Here is a 17,092-nt window from a genome sequence, read left to right as displayed (position 1 = left end):
TTTCCGATGGTAAAGATAATATAAATTCAGAAATTTAAATCTTCCTTTCCTTCCATTTGCCACTACGCAGGTAAATAAACGAAAGCGTAAGCAAGAAGAGCCAATACACATGTTCCGTTGTCCATGCCACAGCCACGGAAAAACGCATGTGAATAATGACAAACCACATATATGAGAGATAAAAAAACAGTGTGATAATCTCAAATTTAAGGGCGGTACGGGTATTTCCTGTGCCCGATACGGAATTAAACAGTACCGATCCCATACTATAGATAGGTAATGATGAGATAAGCACATAAAACGGCAAAACGGTATCATTGATAAGGGAGGGATCATCCGTATAGATACGGATCATCATCCTCGGAAAGGCAGAGACAATACCTATCACGCAGACCATTACTCCCAGACTTATAAAAGCTATTCGTTTTATCAGATTGATCACCTCATCTCTTTTGTCCGCTCCGATGGTATTGCTCACCAGCGTACTCGCCACGGTCCCTAATGCTTGCGAAGGGATTGTAAGAATAGTGTAAAAACTCCGCACGATATTGGTTACCGCCAGAGGTCTTTCTCCCATATAATTCTCAATAAACACAAAGAAAAGCATCCAGGTGACAATGGAAAAAAGATACTGCACCATCATGAAGACAGAAATATCCAGCACTTTTTTAATTACAGACCATTGAAACCTGATTTTCCTGAAACCGTATTTATCAAGATCAACCGTTTTGCGTGTATAAACAAGCAGAAAAACGGTAGAAGCAAATTCTGCAATTACCGATGCGATAGCTGCCCCGGCAATTCCCAACTCGGGCATTCCCAGATTACCGAAAATCAGACCATAGTCAAATATCACATTCGTCCCGGCCATCACCACAGCATTGACAGTAAGAACTTTGGTACGTGCGGTGCCGATATAGAACGCCCGGAACATAAGATTGACAAAGGCGAAAATAATACCGAAAACACGCCATTCAAGATATTCCGTTACGGCCCCGGCAACATCGGCCGACTCAAACATTGCCGGTATCCAATGAACAGCTCCGTAGCGCAGCAGAGGTATCAGCAATATAGCCGGGATAAGCAGGAAAATAGCTCCCTGAATAACAATATCTCCTATCTTGTTGTAATTCTTCTCACCATTTCTCCGCCCGATAAGGATCTGGCTCCCCATACTGAATCCGAAACCCAGTGTATATAAAGCGATATAAATGATCCCTGCCAAAGCTGATGCACCCAGTTCCACTTCTCCTACACGACCGAGAAAAGCGGTGTCAATCACCTGAATGATGTTTTGCGCAAGCAAACTTAACAGGATGGGCGTACTTATTTTGATGATGTGCTTATTAGAATACACCTATTTTAAACTAAAAAGCCGCCGATTGCTCTGGCAACCGGCGGATCTGTATGATTATCGACAGGATTATTTTTTTATCCGGTTGTTACCGTCAAGATTAATGACTGCAGGCTGGAACGTTTTTGCCTCTTCGGGCGACAGCAACGCGTAGCTCATGATGATGATCACATCGCCTTTCTGTACTTTCCGGGCAGCAGCTCCGTTCAGGCAAATAATTCCTGATCCGCGTTCACCACGGATCACATAGGTCTCAAAACGCTCGCCGTTATTATTATTCACTACCGCCACTTTTTCATGTACGATCATGTGGGCCGCATCAATCAGATCTTCATCGATCGTGATGCTTCCTTCATAATTCAAATTGGCATCGGTTACCGTTGCCCTATGTATTTTGGATTTCAATATTTCTAACCACATATATGCTTATCTGTATCTTATATTATCAATCAGGCGCACATCACCGCAATAGACGGCAATTGCTCCCACAATATTTCCGGAATCCTGCCAGGTAGAGACCGGTTGTAATGAATCCCCATCAACAATCCCGAAGTATTCAACACGTAAGTCAGGTACATTGTTTATTGATCCGGTTACGAAGTGAATGATCTGATCCGGTGATTGTTCTTCAGTTAACAGGGTACTCTCCCGCATGATACGGTGTATTTCCGAAGCATGCTCCCTCTGTTCTACCGACAGCCGCTGATTACGGCTACTCATAGCCAAACCGTTCTGTTCCCTGACAGTAGGGACTCCCACGATCTCCACGGGTAGCTCCTGCTGCTTAACCATCTCCCTGACAATAGCTAATTGCTGGAAGTCCTTTTCACCGAAGTAGGCTTTATGAGGCTCCACAAAAGCAAAAAGTTTACTTACTACCTGGGCCACACCATTGAAGTGACCGGGACGGAAGGCACCCTCCATCACTTTGTCGAGCAGGCCAAAATCAAAGATCCGGATATCCGGCCCGGGATATATCTCTTCCACCGAAGGGGCAAACACAACATCAGCTCCGGTACTTCTCAGCAGTTCATAATCTTCTTCAGGAGTACGGGGATAAAGCCTCAGGTCTTCCTGGTTATTGAATTGCGTGGGATTGACAAAAATACTTACCACGCAGATATCATTTTCCGCTGCACAACGTTCCACCAAGGTGATATGTCCCTTGTGAAGCGCACCCATGGTAGGCACAAAGCCAATGGTTTTTCCCTTCTGCCGGTACTGTTGAAGCAGTTCCTTCAGCTCTGCTATAGTATGAATAACTCTCATTAATCTGATTTTACAGTGCAAAGCAACAAAATATTTGCCACATACAGAAAAAAACCGTGCCAATTCTCCATATAACAGAAAGCCAAAAGATGTTACACAACTCTATATAAGCCGATTACAAAATAGATGCATTTTCATTTTGTATTTATGTGGATTTTTTTTATTATCTTTGTACTCAAATTTAGATAATTAGCTACATGTCCCAGAAAAAAGTTTTGTACGTTTCACAGGAAATTTATCCTTATCTCGAAGAGACTAATATTTCAAATACTTCACGTTATCTGCCCCAGGCCATACAGGAGAAGGGTAAAGAGATACGTGCTTTTATGCCTAAGTACGGGAACATCAACGAACGCCGTAATCAACTTCATGAGGTGATCCGCCTCTCGGGAATGAATCTCATCATTGATGACACCGACCATTCCCTCATTATAAAGGTGGCCTCCATCCAGTCGGCCCGGATGCAGGTCTATTTCATTGATAACGATGATTATTTCCAGAACCGCGAAACACTCATCGATGCGAAAGGAATAGAATATGACGACAACGACGAACGGAGTATTTTCTTTATCCGGGGTGTGATGGAAACCATCAAAAAGTTGCGTTGGGTTCCTGACATCATCCATTGTCACGGGTGGTTCAGTGCATTAGCCCCACTTTATATCAAGAAAGGATATGCCGATGATCCCTGCTTCAAGGGTGCAAAAGTAATTTACTCCCTGTATGACGAATCTTTTGACAAAGCTTTCCAGAATGGTTTTGCAGAAAAGCTCCGGTTTGACGGGATTGGCGATCCCGAAATCGAAAAAATAAAAGAACGGGGTTTAATTGATTACACAAATCTAATGAAACTGGCTATCGATTTCTCTGATGGTGTTGTTCAAGGCAGTGAAAAGGTAAATCCCGAAATCATCCAATACATTCAGGAGAAAGGAGTGAAGTTCCTGCCTTACCATTCTGATTTTGACAAAAGAGTGGAAGAGATCGACGCATTCTACGAGGAAATTGACAGCTGATCCGGTTAAAATCCCTAATGAATTTATTTTTTTACCGCATCTATATACAAATATCTTTAAAAATAAAAAGAAAGCGTTTCGACGGTTTTTATTTGCCACATTTTTTTCAGATATTTGCGTCATTGAAAACAAACTTGATTGAACGAATGAAATTCAAATTCCTGTGCCGAGCACTTGTTATTGCCGTTATCGCCCTGTCCGCCATTTCGTGTAACGACAATCTTGATCCGATAGGATTTACCATACAACCCGACCAAGATCGTCTTGCGATAGGCACAGATACACTGGAGTTACAGGCACGCACCGTTCAGATAGATTCCATATTTTCCAAAATACAATATCCTGTATTGGGCGAATATACCGATCCTGTTTTCGGTACTATTAAGTCCGAATATATCGGAGAGTTCTATTTTCCCGAAGGGACACAATTCCATGACGGTGCTTCCATTGACTCGGTGAGAGTGCAGCTCGCTTACACCACGATGATGGGAGATTCATTGTCGCCGATGGGGTTGTCTGTTTATGAGGTGACAAAATCGCTAAAGGGGATAAACAATTATTCCCATGTCGACCCCGCGGAGTATGCCGATATGTCGGCGCCTCTGGGCACACAAACATTTACCGGAAAGAATTCAACCTACAGGACTGAAACCACCAGTTCAGGAAGTTCTATCAAGGTATATGAGATCAATGTGATGCTCCCGAACGCTTTGGGTGAAAAATTTCTTGCCGAATATAAGAAGGATGGGCATGGACAACTGGTGAATGTGGATGAATTCAGAAAATTCTTCCCGGGATTGTATTTTACCACCACTTTTGGAAAAAGTACTATCATCAGTGTGAGCCTTACCTCTCTTATGGTACATTATCAGTATCTGGACAAAGGCGGCTCCTCAACGAATGAGGATACTGTCCGTACAAGCGCCATGCGCCTGAACATCACTCCTGAGGTCACCCAGATCAACCATATTCAAAACAAAAACGACCAATTACTGGAAGAGAATCCTGACTATGCGTATGTCAAAAGTCCTGCCGGGCTAATGACGGAGATTACTTTTCCCCTCTCGGAAATGGATGAGAAGTTGCAATCACAGGCCCTGAATCTGGCAAATTTTACTGTATATGCCATGCCTGAGCCCGATGAGGACACTATGGTGAAATTGAGCCCTCCGGACTACCTGCTACTGATAAATAAAGATTCGTTGGCGGGATTTTTTGAAAACAGAAAGCTCATCGACAATGTAACCAGTTTCCTGACGTTGAGTGGTTTTGACTCTTCCACCTACTCTTACAGCTTCGGCAATATCTCCACGATGGTAAACCACTATAATGAGAAGCACAAGGGGGAACCCTTTGATCTGGTTTATTACCTGATTCCTGTGGATGTCACTTTCGCGACCGATAGCTACGGATATGCAACAACAACTCCAATCTCAATTAACCACCGCATGTGGCCGACAGCAGCCAGATTGGATAAACGCAAAGGGAATCTGAAGCTGGATATGATTTTCAGTAATTTCTAAAACGAGCCGTTTTATTTTTATTGGCACATTGGCATATTTAACTACGCTTCACTCCGTTGAACGTTGTTTGTCTCATCCGGTCTTACAAGGTATTCACTTCGTTGCGATTGGGACATTAAAATAAAAGTCCCTGTTCCTCTCCTTTTTTTCGTCCCAGATGTCGGTATGCCAGATCGGTTGCTTCCCTGCCTCGTGGGGTACGTTTAATAAATCCTTCTTTGATAAGGAACGGCTCATATACCTCTTCGATGGTGCCGGCATCATCTCCCACAGCCGTAGCAATCGTAGTAATCCCTACCGGTCCCCCTTTGAACTTATCAATGATAGTCAGTAAAATTTTATTGTCTACCTCATCCAGTCCATATCTATCGATATTAAGTGCTTCCAGTGCATAAGACGATATCTGCCTGTCTATTTTCCCATTACCTTTTATCTGGGCAAAATCACGTACCCGCCGTAATAGTGCGTTAGCCACACGGGGTGTCCCCCTGCTTCGGGAAGCAATCTCTAACGCTGCCTGGCCATCACAGCTAACCTGCAACAAGTCGGCCGACCGCAGGACGATCCCGGTAAGGGTTTCCAGATCGTAATACTCAAGGTGCATATTAATCCCAAAACGGGCCCTTAACGGGCTGGTCAGCAAACCGCTGCGGGTAGTAGCTCCCACAAGTGTAAAAGGATTCAGGTCAATTTGGATAGAACGCGCACTGGGACCTTTATCAATCAGGATATCAATCCGGTAATCTTCCATGGCACTGTAAAGATACTCCTCCACTACGGGAGAAAGCCGATGAATTTCATCTATAAAAAGCACATCATTCTGCTCCAGCGAAGTAAGCACTCCGGCCAGATCACCCGGCTTATCGAGTACCGGGCCGGATGTCACCCTGAATCCCACACCCAACTCATTGGCGATAATATTCGAAAGGGTTGTTTTACCTAAACCGGGAGGGCCGTGCAACAACACATGATCGAGCGACTCGCCACGCAAACGGGCTGCGCTGACAAATATTTTCAGGTTCTCCACGATCTTTCCCTGTCCCTTGAAATCGCCAAAGGTCAATGGACGCAAACTATTCTCAAATTCACGCTCGGTCTCCCTGAAATTGCGGTTACTATGTATATCAAAAGTATCTTCCATCATTGTTACTGCAAAAATAACTATTTATCGGGAGTTTTGGAAATTGCAGCCACATTCCGTTTTAATCCGGAGAATTTGGCCCTTTTCACGGCTGATTTACGGAATATCCGGCGATAATCCTCCTCATCCATCTCAATTAGTTTTTTCAGATCGAGCGATAAAAATTCATCCAACGGCATAAATTCAGGAGTACTATGTGGCCTGGAGTACCGGTTCCATGGACACACTTTCTGACAAATATCGCAGCCATACACATTATTGCTTAACAAAGGAGCTATGTCAGAAGAGATCTCTCCCTTATTCTCAATGGTCTGATACGAAATACATTTATTTGCATTGAGATAATGGGGTCTCTCTATGGCGCCGGTAGGGCAGGCATCCAGGCAACGGCGGCACTTCCCGCAATTTTGTGAGACAGGAGAATCATAATCCAACTCCATATCGATAATAAGTTCGCCGAGGAAAAAATAAGACCCCTTACCGGGAATGATGAGCAACGTATTTTTCCCGATAAATCCCAATCCTGCCTGTGCCGCCCAGAAACGTTCCAGTACCGGAGCCGAATCAGAGAAATAGCGCCCTGTAACCTCCGGATACCGGGATTTTATAAATTCGAACAAACGGCTCAATTTCTCGCGTACCACATCATGATAGTCTTTGCCATAAGCGTAATAGGCAAATTGCGGCACCTCTTCGGGCAGTTTCTCGTGTGGATAATAGTTCAATGCTACCGAAATAATGGATTTGGCACCGTCCACCAGTAATATGGGATCAAGCCTTTTGTCGATATTGCGGGCCATGTACTCCATACCCGCATTGCCGTTTTCTGCCAGCCACTGCATATACCGCTCCTTTTCCCCGCTATCGGTAGCGCGGCAGATACCACAGGCATCAAAACCCAGCGATAACGCATATTGTTTGATCTCTTCGGAAAATGTCATAAAACGGAAAGAACTCAAGCGAGCGTAAAATCAAGCTGCTTCCTGTCGAGATTGGCTCTTGCCACCTGAATGGAAACAGGTTGGCCGAGACGATACTCTCTTCTGGTACGCCGGCCGACTAACCGGAAATTCTTTTCATCCAGTTCGTAGAAATCGTCATCCAACTCGCGGATAGGGATCATACCTTCACACTTATTCTCATTGATCTCCACATAAATCCCCCATTCTGTCACACCGGAGACTACGCCATCGTACACTTTACCGATCTTATCGGCCATGAATTCCACCTGCTTGTATTTGATAGAATCCCGCTCGGCGTTGGCTGCTACCTGCTCCATCTGTGAACAGTGCTTGCATTCTTCTTCCAGCGGCCCCTGATCTACACTTTGTCCTCCCTCCAGATAACGTTCCAGCAGACGGTGCACCAGCATATCGGGATATCTCCGGATGGGAGAAGTAAAATGGGTATAATAATCGAACGCCAGACCGTAATGTCCTACATTCTTGGTGGAATAGATTGCTTTGGACATAGTACGGATTGCGATAGTCTCAATCAGGTTCTCCTCCGGGCGTCCCTGCACCTTATCCAACAGGGAGTTGATACTCTTCGCCACCTCCACTTTTGAGCCGTCGGATTTTATCTTATGTCCGAAGCGCAGGATAAATGTATTGAATGTATCCAGTTTTTCCGGATCAGGGACATCGTGTATGCGATAGACAAAAGTTTTGGGTTTCTTCCCTTTGGGTACTATGCCGATAGATTCGGCCACGTTTTTATTAGCCAGCAACATAAACTCTTCGATCAGATGGTTGGCTTCCTTCGACTCCTTGAAATAGACTCCCAGCGGTTTTCCTTTCTCATCGAGATTAAACTTTACCTCATATCGCTCAAAATTGATAGCACCATTGGCAAACCGCCTCTCACGTAACTGCCTGGCAAGATGATGCAATTGAAGTATCTCTGCCGAGAAATCACCCTTTCCGGTTTCGATCACCGCCTGTGCATCTTCATAGGTAAGCCGGCTGTCCGACTTGATCACAGTCCGTACGATACGTGATTTTTTTATCTCCGCCTTATCGTTGAGCGTGAAGATAACCGAAAAACACAATTTCTCTTCATAAGGGCGTAACGAACATATTCCGTTGCTCAACCGCTCCGGCAGCATGGGGATCGTCCTGTCGACAAGATAGATGGAGGTCGCCCGGTTTTCCGCCTCCCGGTCGATCAGGTCACCCGGTTTCACATAATGGGTCACATCGGCAATATGTACTCCCACCTCCCACTGGTTGGACGAGACTTTGCGAAGGGAAAGGGCATCATCGAAATCTTTGGCATCTTTCGGGTCGATAGTGATGGTGAATACATCACGAAAGTCTTCCCGCCTGGCAATCTCCTCTTTATCTATCTCTTCAGGGATCAGATCAGCAAATTTCTCCACTTTCTCCGGATAGCTGTAGGGCAGATCATATTGGGCAAGAATGGCATGCATCTCAGTATCGTTATGTCCCGGCTTGCCCAGCACATCAATCACTTTTCCTACGGGATTATTGGCTTTTGCAGGCCATTCGGTAATTTCCACCAACACTTTGTCGCCATTCCTGGCACCGTTAAGATCCTCTTTTGGAATAAAAATATCGTTCGACAGGAACTTACTATCCATCACCAGGAAGGCAAAGTGTTTCTGCACCTCCAGTATTCCCACGAAACGGCTTTGGGCACGTTCCAGTATATCTACTACTGTTCCTTCTGTATCAGCCCGTTTCCGCTTTGCCAACAGTTGCACGCGAACCCTGTCGCCATTCATCGCATGCTTACTGTTGCGTTCGGGTATATAAATAATATTTCCGTCATCGTCAGGCACAAAAAAGTTTTTGCCATTGCTCCGTCGTTCAAAACGGCCTTCCAGCATCAATCCCCGGTTATTGATACGGTATCTGCCGCGGGATGTTTCCAAAAGTACATCCGCATCACGCAGCTTGTCGAGTACACTGATCAGCACACGTCGGCCTTCTTCCCCACGGACATCCAAAGCAGCTGCTATCTGCTTATAATTAAATTGCTTATCATTATTCTGGGAAAGAAAATTGGTTACTAAAGGGATCAACTCCTTTTTTTTGGGTTTATTTACGGAAGGTATAGGTGTTGTTTTTTTACTCATAATTTATTTACGTCAGTTTCTACTTAAACAATTCAATCGCATTTTAGTTAAGAAACTGTTTAAATTTTATTGCTATACTATTTTGAATCTATTTTGGGATAGATTTTTTATTTTTTTCTTGCGGATTTAGCGGGCTAAATCAAAAGGAAAAAGTGAAAAAGATGCGCAAAAGAGACCAAAATAGTAGCAAAGAAAAATAGACAGTCCAATTATAAAAAATATTTCGGTAAAATTTAAACAGTTTCTAAATACAAAGTAATAAAATATTTCATAGAAAACAGAGCCAAGAGCCAAGAATCAAGACATTTTAATCATATCCTTGTGCGTGTGAACTTATCTCATAAATATTACATACGATAAAACAAAATTAAATCGTTTCTTCATTTTCAAATCCTGAAGTAATCGCTATTTTTGTATAAAAGATAAGGGAGATAGTATGCAAAAAAGAAAGATACTCATCACCGGTGCCAGCGGATTTATAGGAAGTACCGTTGTTGACAAGGCGCTGGAACTGGGATATGAAACCTGGGCCGGAATACGGAAGAGCAGTAGCCGGCAGTATCTGCAGGACGAACGCATTCGTTTTATCGACCTGCACTATGGCGATAAAACGAAGTTGAAGGAACAACTCCGGAATTTTACAAATGAGTATGGACATTTCGATGACATCATACATATTGCGGGACTGACAAAGGCACGCCGCAAATCGGATTTCGATAAAGTAAATTGGGAATATACCAAAAATTTCGTAGAAGCACTGATAGAGACGGATAATGTTCCCGATTCTTTTGTATTTATGAGCTCCCTCGGGGCTATGGGCCCCGGGGATGAAGTTGGGTATACTCCCATGTGTGCCGATAAGACTCCCACCCCTAATACAGCTTACGGAAGGAGCAAACTGAAAGCCGAAAACTGGCTGAAGGGTATCGACGGATTTCCTTATCTGATTTTACGTCCTACCGGTGTCTACGGCCCCCGCGACAGGGATTATCTTATCCTGATGAGAGCAGTAAAAAATGGATTAGACGTGGGAGCAGGTTATAAAAAACAACTCCTCTCTTTTATCTATATCGAAGATCTGGTAAATATAGTTTTCTCCCTGATTGAAAAAGGGATTCGGAGAAAAGAGTATCTCGTCTCCGACGGAGATATGTATACCGACAGTGAATTCAACGCCATTGTACGGGATGTATTGCATAAAAAGAATGTATTGAGGTTAAAAATCCCACTCTTTCTGGTAAAGCCCGCAGCATTTATAAGTGAAAAAACCGCTGCTATTTTTGGTAAAGCTACTACCTTTAACAGCGATAAGTATAGGATTATGAAACAACGCAACTGGGCTTGTGAGATTGCTCCATTGAAAGAAGATATCGGTTTTCAGCCTGTATACCGGCTGAAAGAAGGGGTTGAGAAAACGATCGAGTGGTATAGGAAAGAAAGATGGCTGTGAAAAATGTGCCAATGTGAATGGATATGTCAATGAGACTAATAAAATAAAAAAGAAGTCAGAAGTGAAGAAGTGAAAATTTCATAATCTTGAATTTTGAATCTTAAATTTTGAATTAAATAAATATGAAATACAAACTATTGGTTCTTGATGTGGACGGCACATTAGTGAACAGTAAAAAAGAATTATCCGCACAGACTTTGACCACCCTGTTGAAAATACAACATGCGGGGATCCGCATTGTATTGGCTTCGGGGCGATCTCCATACGGACTACGACATCTGGTTGAAAAGCTGGAAATGAAAAAATGGGGTGGCTATATCCTTCCTTACAACGGAACTCAAATTGTGGATGCAGGGAGCGGTGAGGTGCTATTCGAAAAGCGGATAGATCCGGCAATGCTGCCCTATCTCGAGAAAAAGGCACAGAAGAATGGTTTCGCTATTTTCACCTATCACCAAAATCAACTTATCACTACGGATCCGGAAAACAAACATATCCAGGATGAGGCGGCGCTCAACGGTATGGAGATCGTAGCAGTGGAAAACCTTTCTGAAGCGGTGGATTTTTCGCCTTCTAAATGTGTACTGGTCAGCGATAACGAGACAGCATTGGTAACCCTGAAAGATCAATGGAGAAAACGCCTGGCCGGCGTCCTGGACGTATACCGCTCTGAATCATTCTTCCTTGAAGTCGTGCCCAAATTTGTCGATAAGGGAAATACATTGGGTGTCCTAATTGAAAAGTTAAAGATTAGTACTGAAGAGGTAATGGCGATCGGCGATGGCAGACGGGATTTCTCGATGCTCCAACTTGCCGGTTTAGGTATTGCTATGGGAAATGCGCAGGACTCGATCAAGGCATGTGCCGATTATATCACCGAAAGTAATGATAATGACGGAGTCGCTATTGCAGTCCAGAAATTTATCATTGCCGCAGTCCGTCCAGCAGATATTCCACCGGACAAATTGAATGCCGGCAACCGGAACACCTTGATGGGTAACCTGGGCATTCAATATACCTATGCCTCGTCAGGCAGGATCGAGGCAGTGATGCCAGTCGATGAACGTACCCGGCAACCTTTTGGAGTACTGCATGGCGGTGCCACATTAGCGCTAGCCGAGACTGTAGCCGGAATGGGATCGATGCTCATTTGTGAACCGGACGAAATTATTGCAGGGATGCAGGTCAGCGGCAACCACATCTCTTCGGCCCACGAAGGTGATACGGTACGGGCTGTGGGAACAATTATCCACAAAGGACGTTCATCTCATGTATGGAATGTAGATGTTTTTACTTCGACCAACAAACTAATCTCTTCCATCAGGGTTGTCAATAGTGTATTAAAAAAGAGATGACAGAACAACATAGTTACCGTATTTTAGATGTACTGATCGAACAGGACGCCTATTTCGCGATTTTCAGGCTGCCGCACGAAACAGCACCCCGGTTTGTGATGCAAACGTCCGGTACCCCCTCTATCCTCAGGGATATCGAGGAACTGAACGAGCAACAGGGATTTGTGATCGCTCCTTTCCGGACAAACGCAACATCTCCCCTCATAGTGATACGGCCGGATCGTACCACTTTTCCGGAAGTAAATATCTCTATCCGGAAAGATGGGCAGGAAAAAGCATATCTCCAAAAGCATATAAGCAAGAATAAAGTTGAGTACAGCTACCTCTTCGACCGATTCCACAAACCATTGGCAAACGGGGAATTGAAAAAACTGGTACTGTCGAGAAGCAAGATCATCGACAGAAAAGACACATTTTCTCCGGGACGTTCTTTTTTCAATGCCGTGGAGAAATATCCCCATTCGTATGTTTACCTTTTCCATACACCTCAAAGCGGCACATGGCTGGGAAGCACACCCGAAATACTGCTAAGAGGGGTAAGAGATGAATGGCATACAGTCGCCCTTGCCGGAACCCGCTATCCCAATTCGGGCACTGTAACGTGGGATGACAAGAATCTAAGAGAACAGCATCTGGTCACGTCCTATCTTCTAAAACAACTTTCCTCCTTTCATATCACACCGGAAATAAACGGGCCTTACACAATAAAAGCCGGAAATCTGGCACATCTGCGGACAGACTTCAGTTTCAACTTGCCGGAAACACCAAAGCCTGGTACATTACTAAAAGCGCTCCACCCCACGCCGGCAGTATCGGGACTTCCGAAAGATGAAGCCTACCGGTTTATTCAGTATAACGAAGAGCAAGATCGTCTTTATTATTCCGGATTCCTCGGCATGCTCGACACAGAAGGAGAAACCGACATATATGTAAACCTCAGATGCATGCATATTGAGAAAAATTTGCTTACTTTGTTTGCCGGCAGTGGTTTACTCGTATCTTCATCTTTGGATGACGAATGGGAAGAAACCGAACATAAGTTGGAGGTGATGTTGAATATACTTCAATAAAGGCATGTATTCCGAAAAAAGAAATGTTTTACAATTGGTAGCGCTGCTCAAAGCGCATGATATTACCCATATCGTGCTGTCTCCCGGCTCACGGAATTCACCGCTTACCCATTCTTTTGCGACAGACAGGGATTTCACCTGTTACAGTGTTGTAGACGAAAGAAGCGCCGGTTTTTTTGCCTTGGGCATCATACAGGCTATCGGGAAACCGGCAGCCGTCTGCTGTACATCGGGAACGGCAACACTGAACCTCGGCCCGGCTGTGGCTGAAGCCTTTTATCAGCAGTTACCCCTGTTAGTGATCACTGCGGATCGCCCTGCCGCATGGATCGGGCAGATGGACGGGCAAACCATTCCGCAGAGCGGCCTGTTCAGAGATCTCACCCGCCAGTCGGTTCAACTCCCCCAAATAGCAGATGAGGAGGAAGAATGGTATTGCAACCGGTTGATCAATGAGGCTATACTCAGCCTGGATAACGAGGTAAAAGGTCCCTCACATATAAATATCCCTTTAGGTGAACCTCTGTTTGGCTTCAATACACCAACCCTCCCTCTTGTCCGTGTGATCCGGCAATCTGCACCCGGCTACATGATCCATAAGGAAGATAGATATAGAGAACGATTCGGCAGTTATTCCAAACGGATGGTCATTGTCGGACAATTGCTGCCGGGCAATGGCTTAACCGAAATATTGGAAAAACTCCGTAAGGAATGGGACGTTGTAGTGCTGGCGGAGCAGTTATCCAATATCCCCGTAAAAGAGACTTCAGTTTTTGACACGGTACTTTATGCGGCATCGGAAAAAGAATTAGAAGAGTTAACACCTGATCTGGTCATCACATTAGGTGGACATATCGTTTCCAAGCGGCTGAAACAGTTCATCCGCTCAGCCCGTATCCGCGAACATTGGCATATTTCTCCCTCCGGCGAGGTCACAGATACATTTCAGCGGGTTACTGATATTGTAAGGAGCGATAATGAAACATTTCTGCTCTATCTGACAGAGAGACTGCCCTGTTTGGAGGAAAAAGAATTTAGCAGGGTAAGAGAGTTCGATGAGACAAAAGATTTTAGGGAAATAAAAAATTCCAAAGAGGCAAGAGGTTTCCGGGACCTTTGGGAAAGAGCCTGTGCATCCGTATCGGAACCGGACGTGGCCTTCTCCGATCTTTATGCAGCCGGTGCATTGATGCATGCGTTGCCGAAAAACTCTTCCTTACAGTTAGGAAACAGCAATAGTGTGCGTCTGGCACAGTTATTCGATATTCCCTCGTCGGTAAGAATGTTTTGTAATCGGGGAACCAACGGGATAGAAGGCTCACTCTCCACAGCGGTCGGATATGCTTCGTCGTCGGGTAAACTCACTTTTCTGTTGATTGGCGATTTAAGTTTCTTCTACGATATGAACGGACTTTGGAATAATTACAGCACCCGCAATTTACGCATCCTGCTGAATAATAACGGCGGAGGAGAGATATTCGGTATGCTTCCAGGACTGAACAAGTCGGAAGTATTGCATGAGTATATTGCTGCCGCTCATACAACCGAAGCAAAGGCCTGGGCAGAACAACAGGGATTTCTCTATCTTTCTGCCCACAACGCCGGGGAATTGGAACAGCAATTGCCACTCTTTACAGATACTGACAGCGAAAAACCGGTTCTATTGGAAGTGTTTACTTCCATGGAAAAGAATGCAGAACAAATACGATTATATTATCATCAGCAAAAAAGACGTTTTAAGTTAGATGACTAGAAGTCAAACCTGTGCAGTTTATACTAAAGTGACAAAACGACTAATTTTAATAGAACTATGACAAATAGAGAATGGACAACCATCAGGGAATACGAAGATATTCTTTTCGATTTTTATAATGGGATCGCGCGGATCACGATCAACCGTCCGCGCTACCGCAATGCTTTTACACCCACTACCACCGGTGAAATGAGCGATGCCCTGCGCATCTGCCGTGAAGAATCGGATATCAGCGTGGTGGTAATCACCGGGGCAGGTGATAAAGCCTTTTGTTCGGGAGGCGACCAGAATGTAAAGGGAAAAGGAGGATATATCGACAAAGATGGTATACCACGTCTAAGCGTGCTGGATGTGCAAAAGCAGATCCGGTCAATCCCCAAACCGGTAATCGCAATGGTCAACGGATACGCCATCGGCGGAGGACATGTACTCCATGTAGTTTGCGATCTGTCTATTGCATCGGAGAATGCCATCTTCGGGCAGACCGGCCCACGCGTGGGAAGTTTTGATGCCGGCTTCGGATCCTCTTACCTCGCCCGCATTGTGGGACAAAAGAAAGCCCGCGAGATATGGTTTCTTTGTCGCCAGTACAACGCACAGGAAGCGCTCGAAATGGGGTTAGTGAACAAAGTCGTAACGTTCGACCGATTAGAAGACGAGGTGGTGGAATGGGCAGAAACGATGATGCAGCATAGCCCATTAGCGCTCCGCATGATCAAAGCAGGGCTGAATGCTGAACTCGACGGACAGACAGGCATACAGGAGTTAGCCGGAGACGCCACCATGCTCTACTATCTGACCGACGAGGCACAGGAAGGAAAACAGGCGTTCCTGGAAAAACGGAAACCGAACTTCAAACAATTTCCCAAACTTCCTTAAAAGCTCACCCTTGTGCTCAGTATAAAGATTGTGCTACGTATGCTGAAGAAACAATAGGACGAACTTTTGAAACAAAATCAATGTTCCAAATAAAGATCATCCCCTACACCCTCCTGTTCAAACGGCCGGCCGGTACCTCAAGAGGGATTTATACCGAACATAGGGTATGGTATGTCATTTTTCAGGATAGAGAGGACGGTTCTCACTACGGGATAGGAGAATGTGCGCCACTCCACGACCTTAGTTGTGATTATACTCCGGACTACGCAGAGACGCTGGCCGCTTTCTGTAAAATAACGGAAGAAAAACAGCAGGTCGACACGGAATTATTGCGTAATTACCCATCAATTCTTTTCGGATTGGAGACGGCTATGCGGCACTATCAACAACGGGCATGGCAGTTATGGGATGCACCGTTCAGTCGCGGAGAAGATGGTATCACCATTAACGGGCTTGTCTGGATGGGAGATCATGCCTCCATGATGGCACAGATAGAATCCTTATTGTCAAGAGGGTTCCGTTGTATCAAACTCAAAATCGGGGCGATCGGTTTCGAGCGGGAGCTCGATCTGCTGCGTTTCATTCGAAGTCATTACACCTCAAAGGAAACGACTTTGCGCGTGGATGCCAACGGGAACTTTGAATATAACAGGGTATTGGACAAGCTCCATCAATTAGCCGAACTCGATATCCATTCCATCGAACAGCCTATTCCGGCAGGACAATGGCAGAAAATGGCAGGATTATGCGCCTCCACTCCCCTACCCATCGCACTGGATGAAGAATTGATTGGAGTAAATGATCCTTCCCAAAAGAGAATATTGCTGGAAACAATCCGTCCTCAATATATTATACTAAAACCATCCCTGCATGGAGGTATAGCCGGATGTACCGAGTGGATCGGAATAGCCGGAGAAATGAATATCGGATGGTGGATCACCTCGGCATTGGAATCGAATATAGGACTCAATAGTATCGCACAGTGGTGCTCTTTATTCAACAATCCGTTACCACAAGGACTAGGTACAGGCACTTTGTACACGAACAATATCCCCATGCCTTTGGAGATCAGGGGGGATCAGTTGTGGTTCGGGAAGGGAACCGGGGAGACTGAGGGACTTGGAGAATTACTAATTACCAATTACTAATTACTAATTACCAATTACTAATTACCAATTACCA

14 protein-coding genes are annotated in these 17,092 nt (G+C 44.9%); 8 read left to right on the top strand and 6 right to left on the bottom strand.

The annotated features are described in order from the left end of the window. Window positions 1-34: 34 nt before the first annotated feature. The 3 genes from U2P89_RS06140 to panC form a co-directional block, all read right to left on the bottom strand. The gene (locus U2P89_RS06140; protein WP_322190926.1) at window positions 35-1,357 is read right to left on the bottom strand and encodes an MATE family efflux transporter; all 1,323 of its coding nucleotides are present in this window, start codon (window positions 1,355-1,357) and stop codon (window positions 35-37) included. A 66-nt stretch (window positions 1,358-1,423) separates the two neighbouring features. Beyond that, on the bottom strand, window positions 1,424-1,774 hold the full coding sequence (panD, locus tag U2P89_RS06135; protein ID WP_322190925.1) for an aspartate 1-decarboxylase: 351 nt from the start codon (window positions 1,772-1,774) through the stop codon (window positions 1,424-1,426). A 6-nt stretch (window positions 1,775-1,780) separates the two neighbouring features. Beyond that, window positions 1,781-2,623: a pantoate--beta-alanine ligase gene (gene panC / locus U2P89_RS06130; protein WP_322190924.1), complete on the bottom strand. Its 843-nt coding sequence runs from the start codon at window positions 2,621-2,623 to the stop codon at window positions 1,781-1,783. Window positions 2,624-2,820: 197 nt separating this feature from the next. Here panC and U2P89_RS06125 point away from each other — a divergent pair, with 197 nt between their 5' ends. Both U2P89_RS06125 and U2P89_RS06120 read left to right on the top strand, forming a co-directional pair. Next, a complete protein-coding gene (locus U2P89_RS06125) occupies window positions 2,821-3,639 on the top strand; it encodes a glycogen/starch synthase (RefSeq protein ID WP_313381215.1) in 819 nt (272 codons plus the stop codon). 146 nt (window positions 3,640-3,785) lie between these two features. Continuing rightward, on the top strand, window positions 3,786-5,162 hold the full coding sequence (locus U2P89_RS06120; protein ID WP_175456700.1) for a DUF4270 domain-containing protein: 1,377 nt from the start codon (window positions 3,786-3,788) through the stop codon (window positions 5,160-5,162). 115 nt (window positions 5,163-5,277) lie between these two features. Here U2P89_RS06120 and ruvB read toward each other — a convergent pair whose 3' ends face one another. From ruvB to rnr, 3 genes are read right to left on the bottom strand one after another with little or no spacing between them, the layout of a single operon-like run. Beyond that, a complete protein-coding gene (gene ruvB, locus U2P89_RS06115) occupies window positions 5,278-6,303 on the bottom strand; it encodes a Holliday junction branch migration DNA helicase RuvB (RefSeq protein ID WP_091905874.1) in 1,026 nt (341 codons plus the stop codon). A gap of 20 nt (window positions 6,304-6,323) precedes the next feature. Continuing rightward, window positions 6,324-7,244: a tRNA epoxyqueuosine(34) reductase QueG gene (gene queG / locus U2P89_RS06110; protein ID WP_091905876.1), complete on the bottom strand. Its 921-nt coding sequence runs from the start codon at window positions 7,242-7,244 to the stop codon at window positions 6,324-6,326. Window positions 7,245-7,258: 14 nt separating this feature from the next. Then, complete coding sequence (rnr, locus tag U2P89_RS06105) at window positions 7,259-9,403, bottom strand: ribonuclease R (RefSeq protein WP_091905706.1); 2,145 nt, start codon at window positions 9,401-9,403, stop codon at window positions 7,259-7,261. Window positions 9,404-9,839: 436 nt separating this feature from the next. Here rnr and U2P89_RS06100 point away from each other — a divergent pair, with 436 nt between their 5' ends. The 6 genes from U2P89_RS06100 to U2P89_RS06075 all read left to right on the top strand — a co-directional run bounded on the left by U2P89_RS06100 (window position 9,840) and on the right by U2P89_RS06075 (window position 17,058). Next, window positions 9,840-10,853 carry an NAD-dependent epimerase/dehydratase family protein gene (locus U2P89_RS06100; protein WP_322190923.1) on the top strand — a complete coding sequence of 338 codons (1,014 nt, stop codon included), beginning with the start codon at window positions 9,840-9,842 and terminating at the stop codon, window positions 10,851-10,853. A gap of 122 nt (window positions 10,854-10,975) precedes the next feature. Beyond that, entirely contained in the window at window positions 10,976-12,208 is a 1,233-nt protein-coding gene (locus tag U2P89_RS06095; protein ID WP_322190922.1) for a Cof-type HAD-IIB family hydrolase, read from the top strand. After that, the gene (locus U2P89_RS06090; protein WP_092026620.1) at window positions 12,205-13,278 is read left to right on the top strand and encodes an isochorismate synthase; all 1,074 of its coding nucleotides are present in this window, start codon (window positions 12,205-12,207) and stop codon (window positions 13,276-13,278) included. The genes U2P89_RS06095 and U2P89_RS06090 overlap by 4 nt, the downstream gene beginning before the upstream one ends. Window positions 13,279-13,282: 4 nt before the next feature. Further along, window positions 13,283-15,031: a 2-succinyl-5-enolpyruvyl-6-hydroxy-3-cyclohexene-1-carboxylic-acid synthase gene (gene menD, locus U2P89_RS06085; RefSeq protein WP_313381228.1), complete on the top strand. Its 1,749-nt coding sequence runs from the start codon at window positions 13,283-13,285 to the stop codon at window positions 15,029-15,031. A gap of 57 nt (window positions 15,032-15,088) precedes the next feature. Next, window positions 15,089-15,910, top strand: a complete 822-nt coding sequence (gene menB, locus U2P89_RS06080; RefSeq protein ID WP_322190921.1) for a 1,4-dihydroxy-2-naphthoyl-CoA synthase — start codon at window positions 15,089-15,091, stop codon at window positions 15,908-15,910. An 80-nt stretch (window positions 15,911-15,990) separates the two neighbouring features. Next, complete coding sequence (locus U2P89_RS06075) at window positions 15,991-17,058, top strand: o-succinylbenzoate synthase (protein ID WP_091905720.1); 1,068 nt, start codon at window positions 15,991-15,993, stop codon at window positions 17,056-17,058. Window positions 17,059-17,092: the final 34 nt, after the last annotated feature.

The organism is Proteiniphilum sp. (assembly GCF_034331125.1).
Classification (GTDB): Bacteria; Bacteroidota; Bacteroidia; order Bacteroidales; family Dysgonomonadaceae; genus Proteiniphilum; species Proteiniphilum saccharofermentans.
The sequence above is the reverse complement of the archived record's forward strand: the minus strand, read 5'-3'. Positions and strand labels throughout refer to the sequence as shown.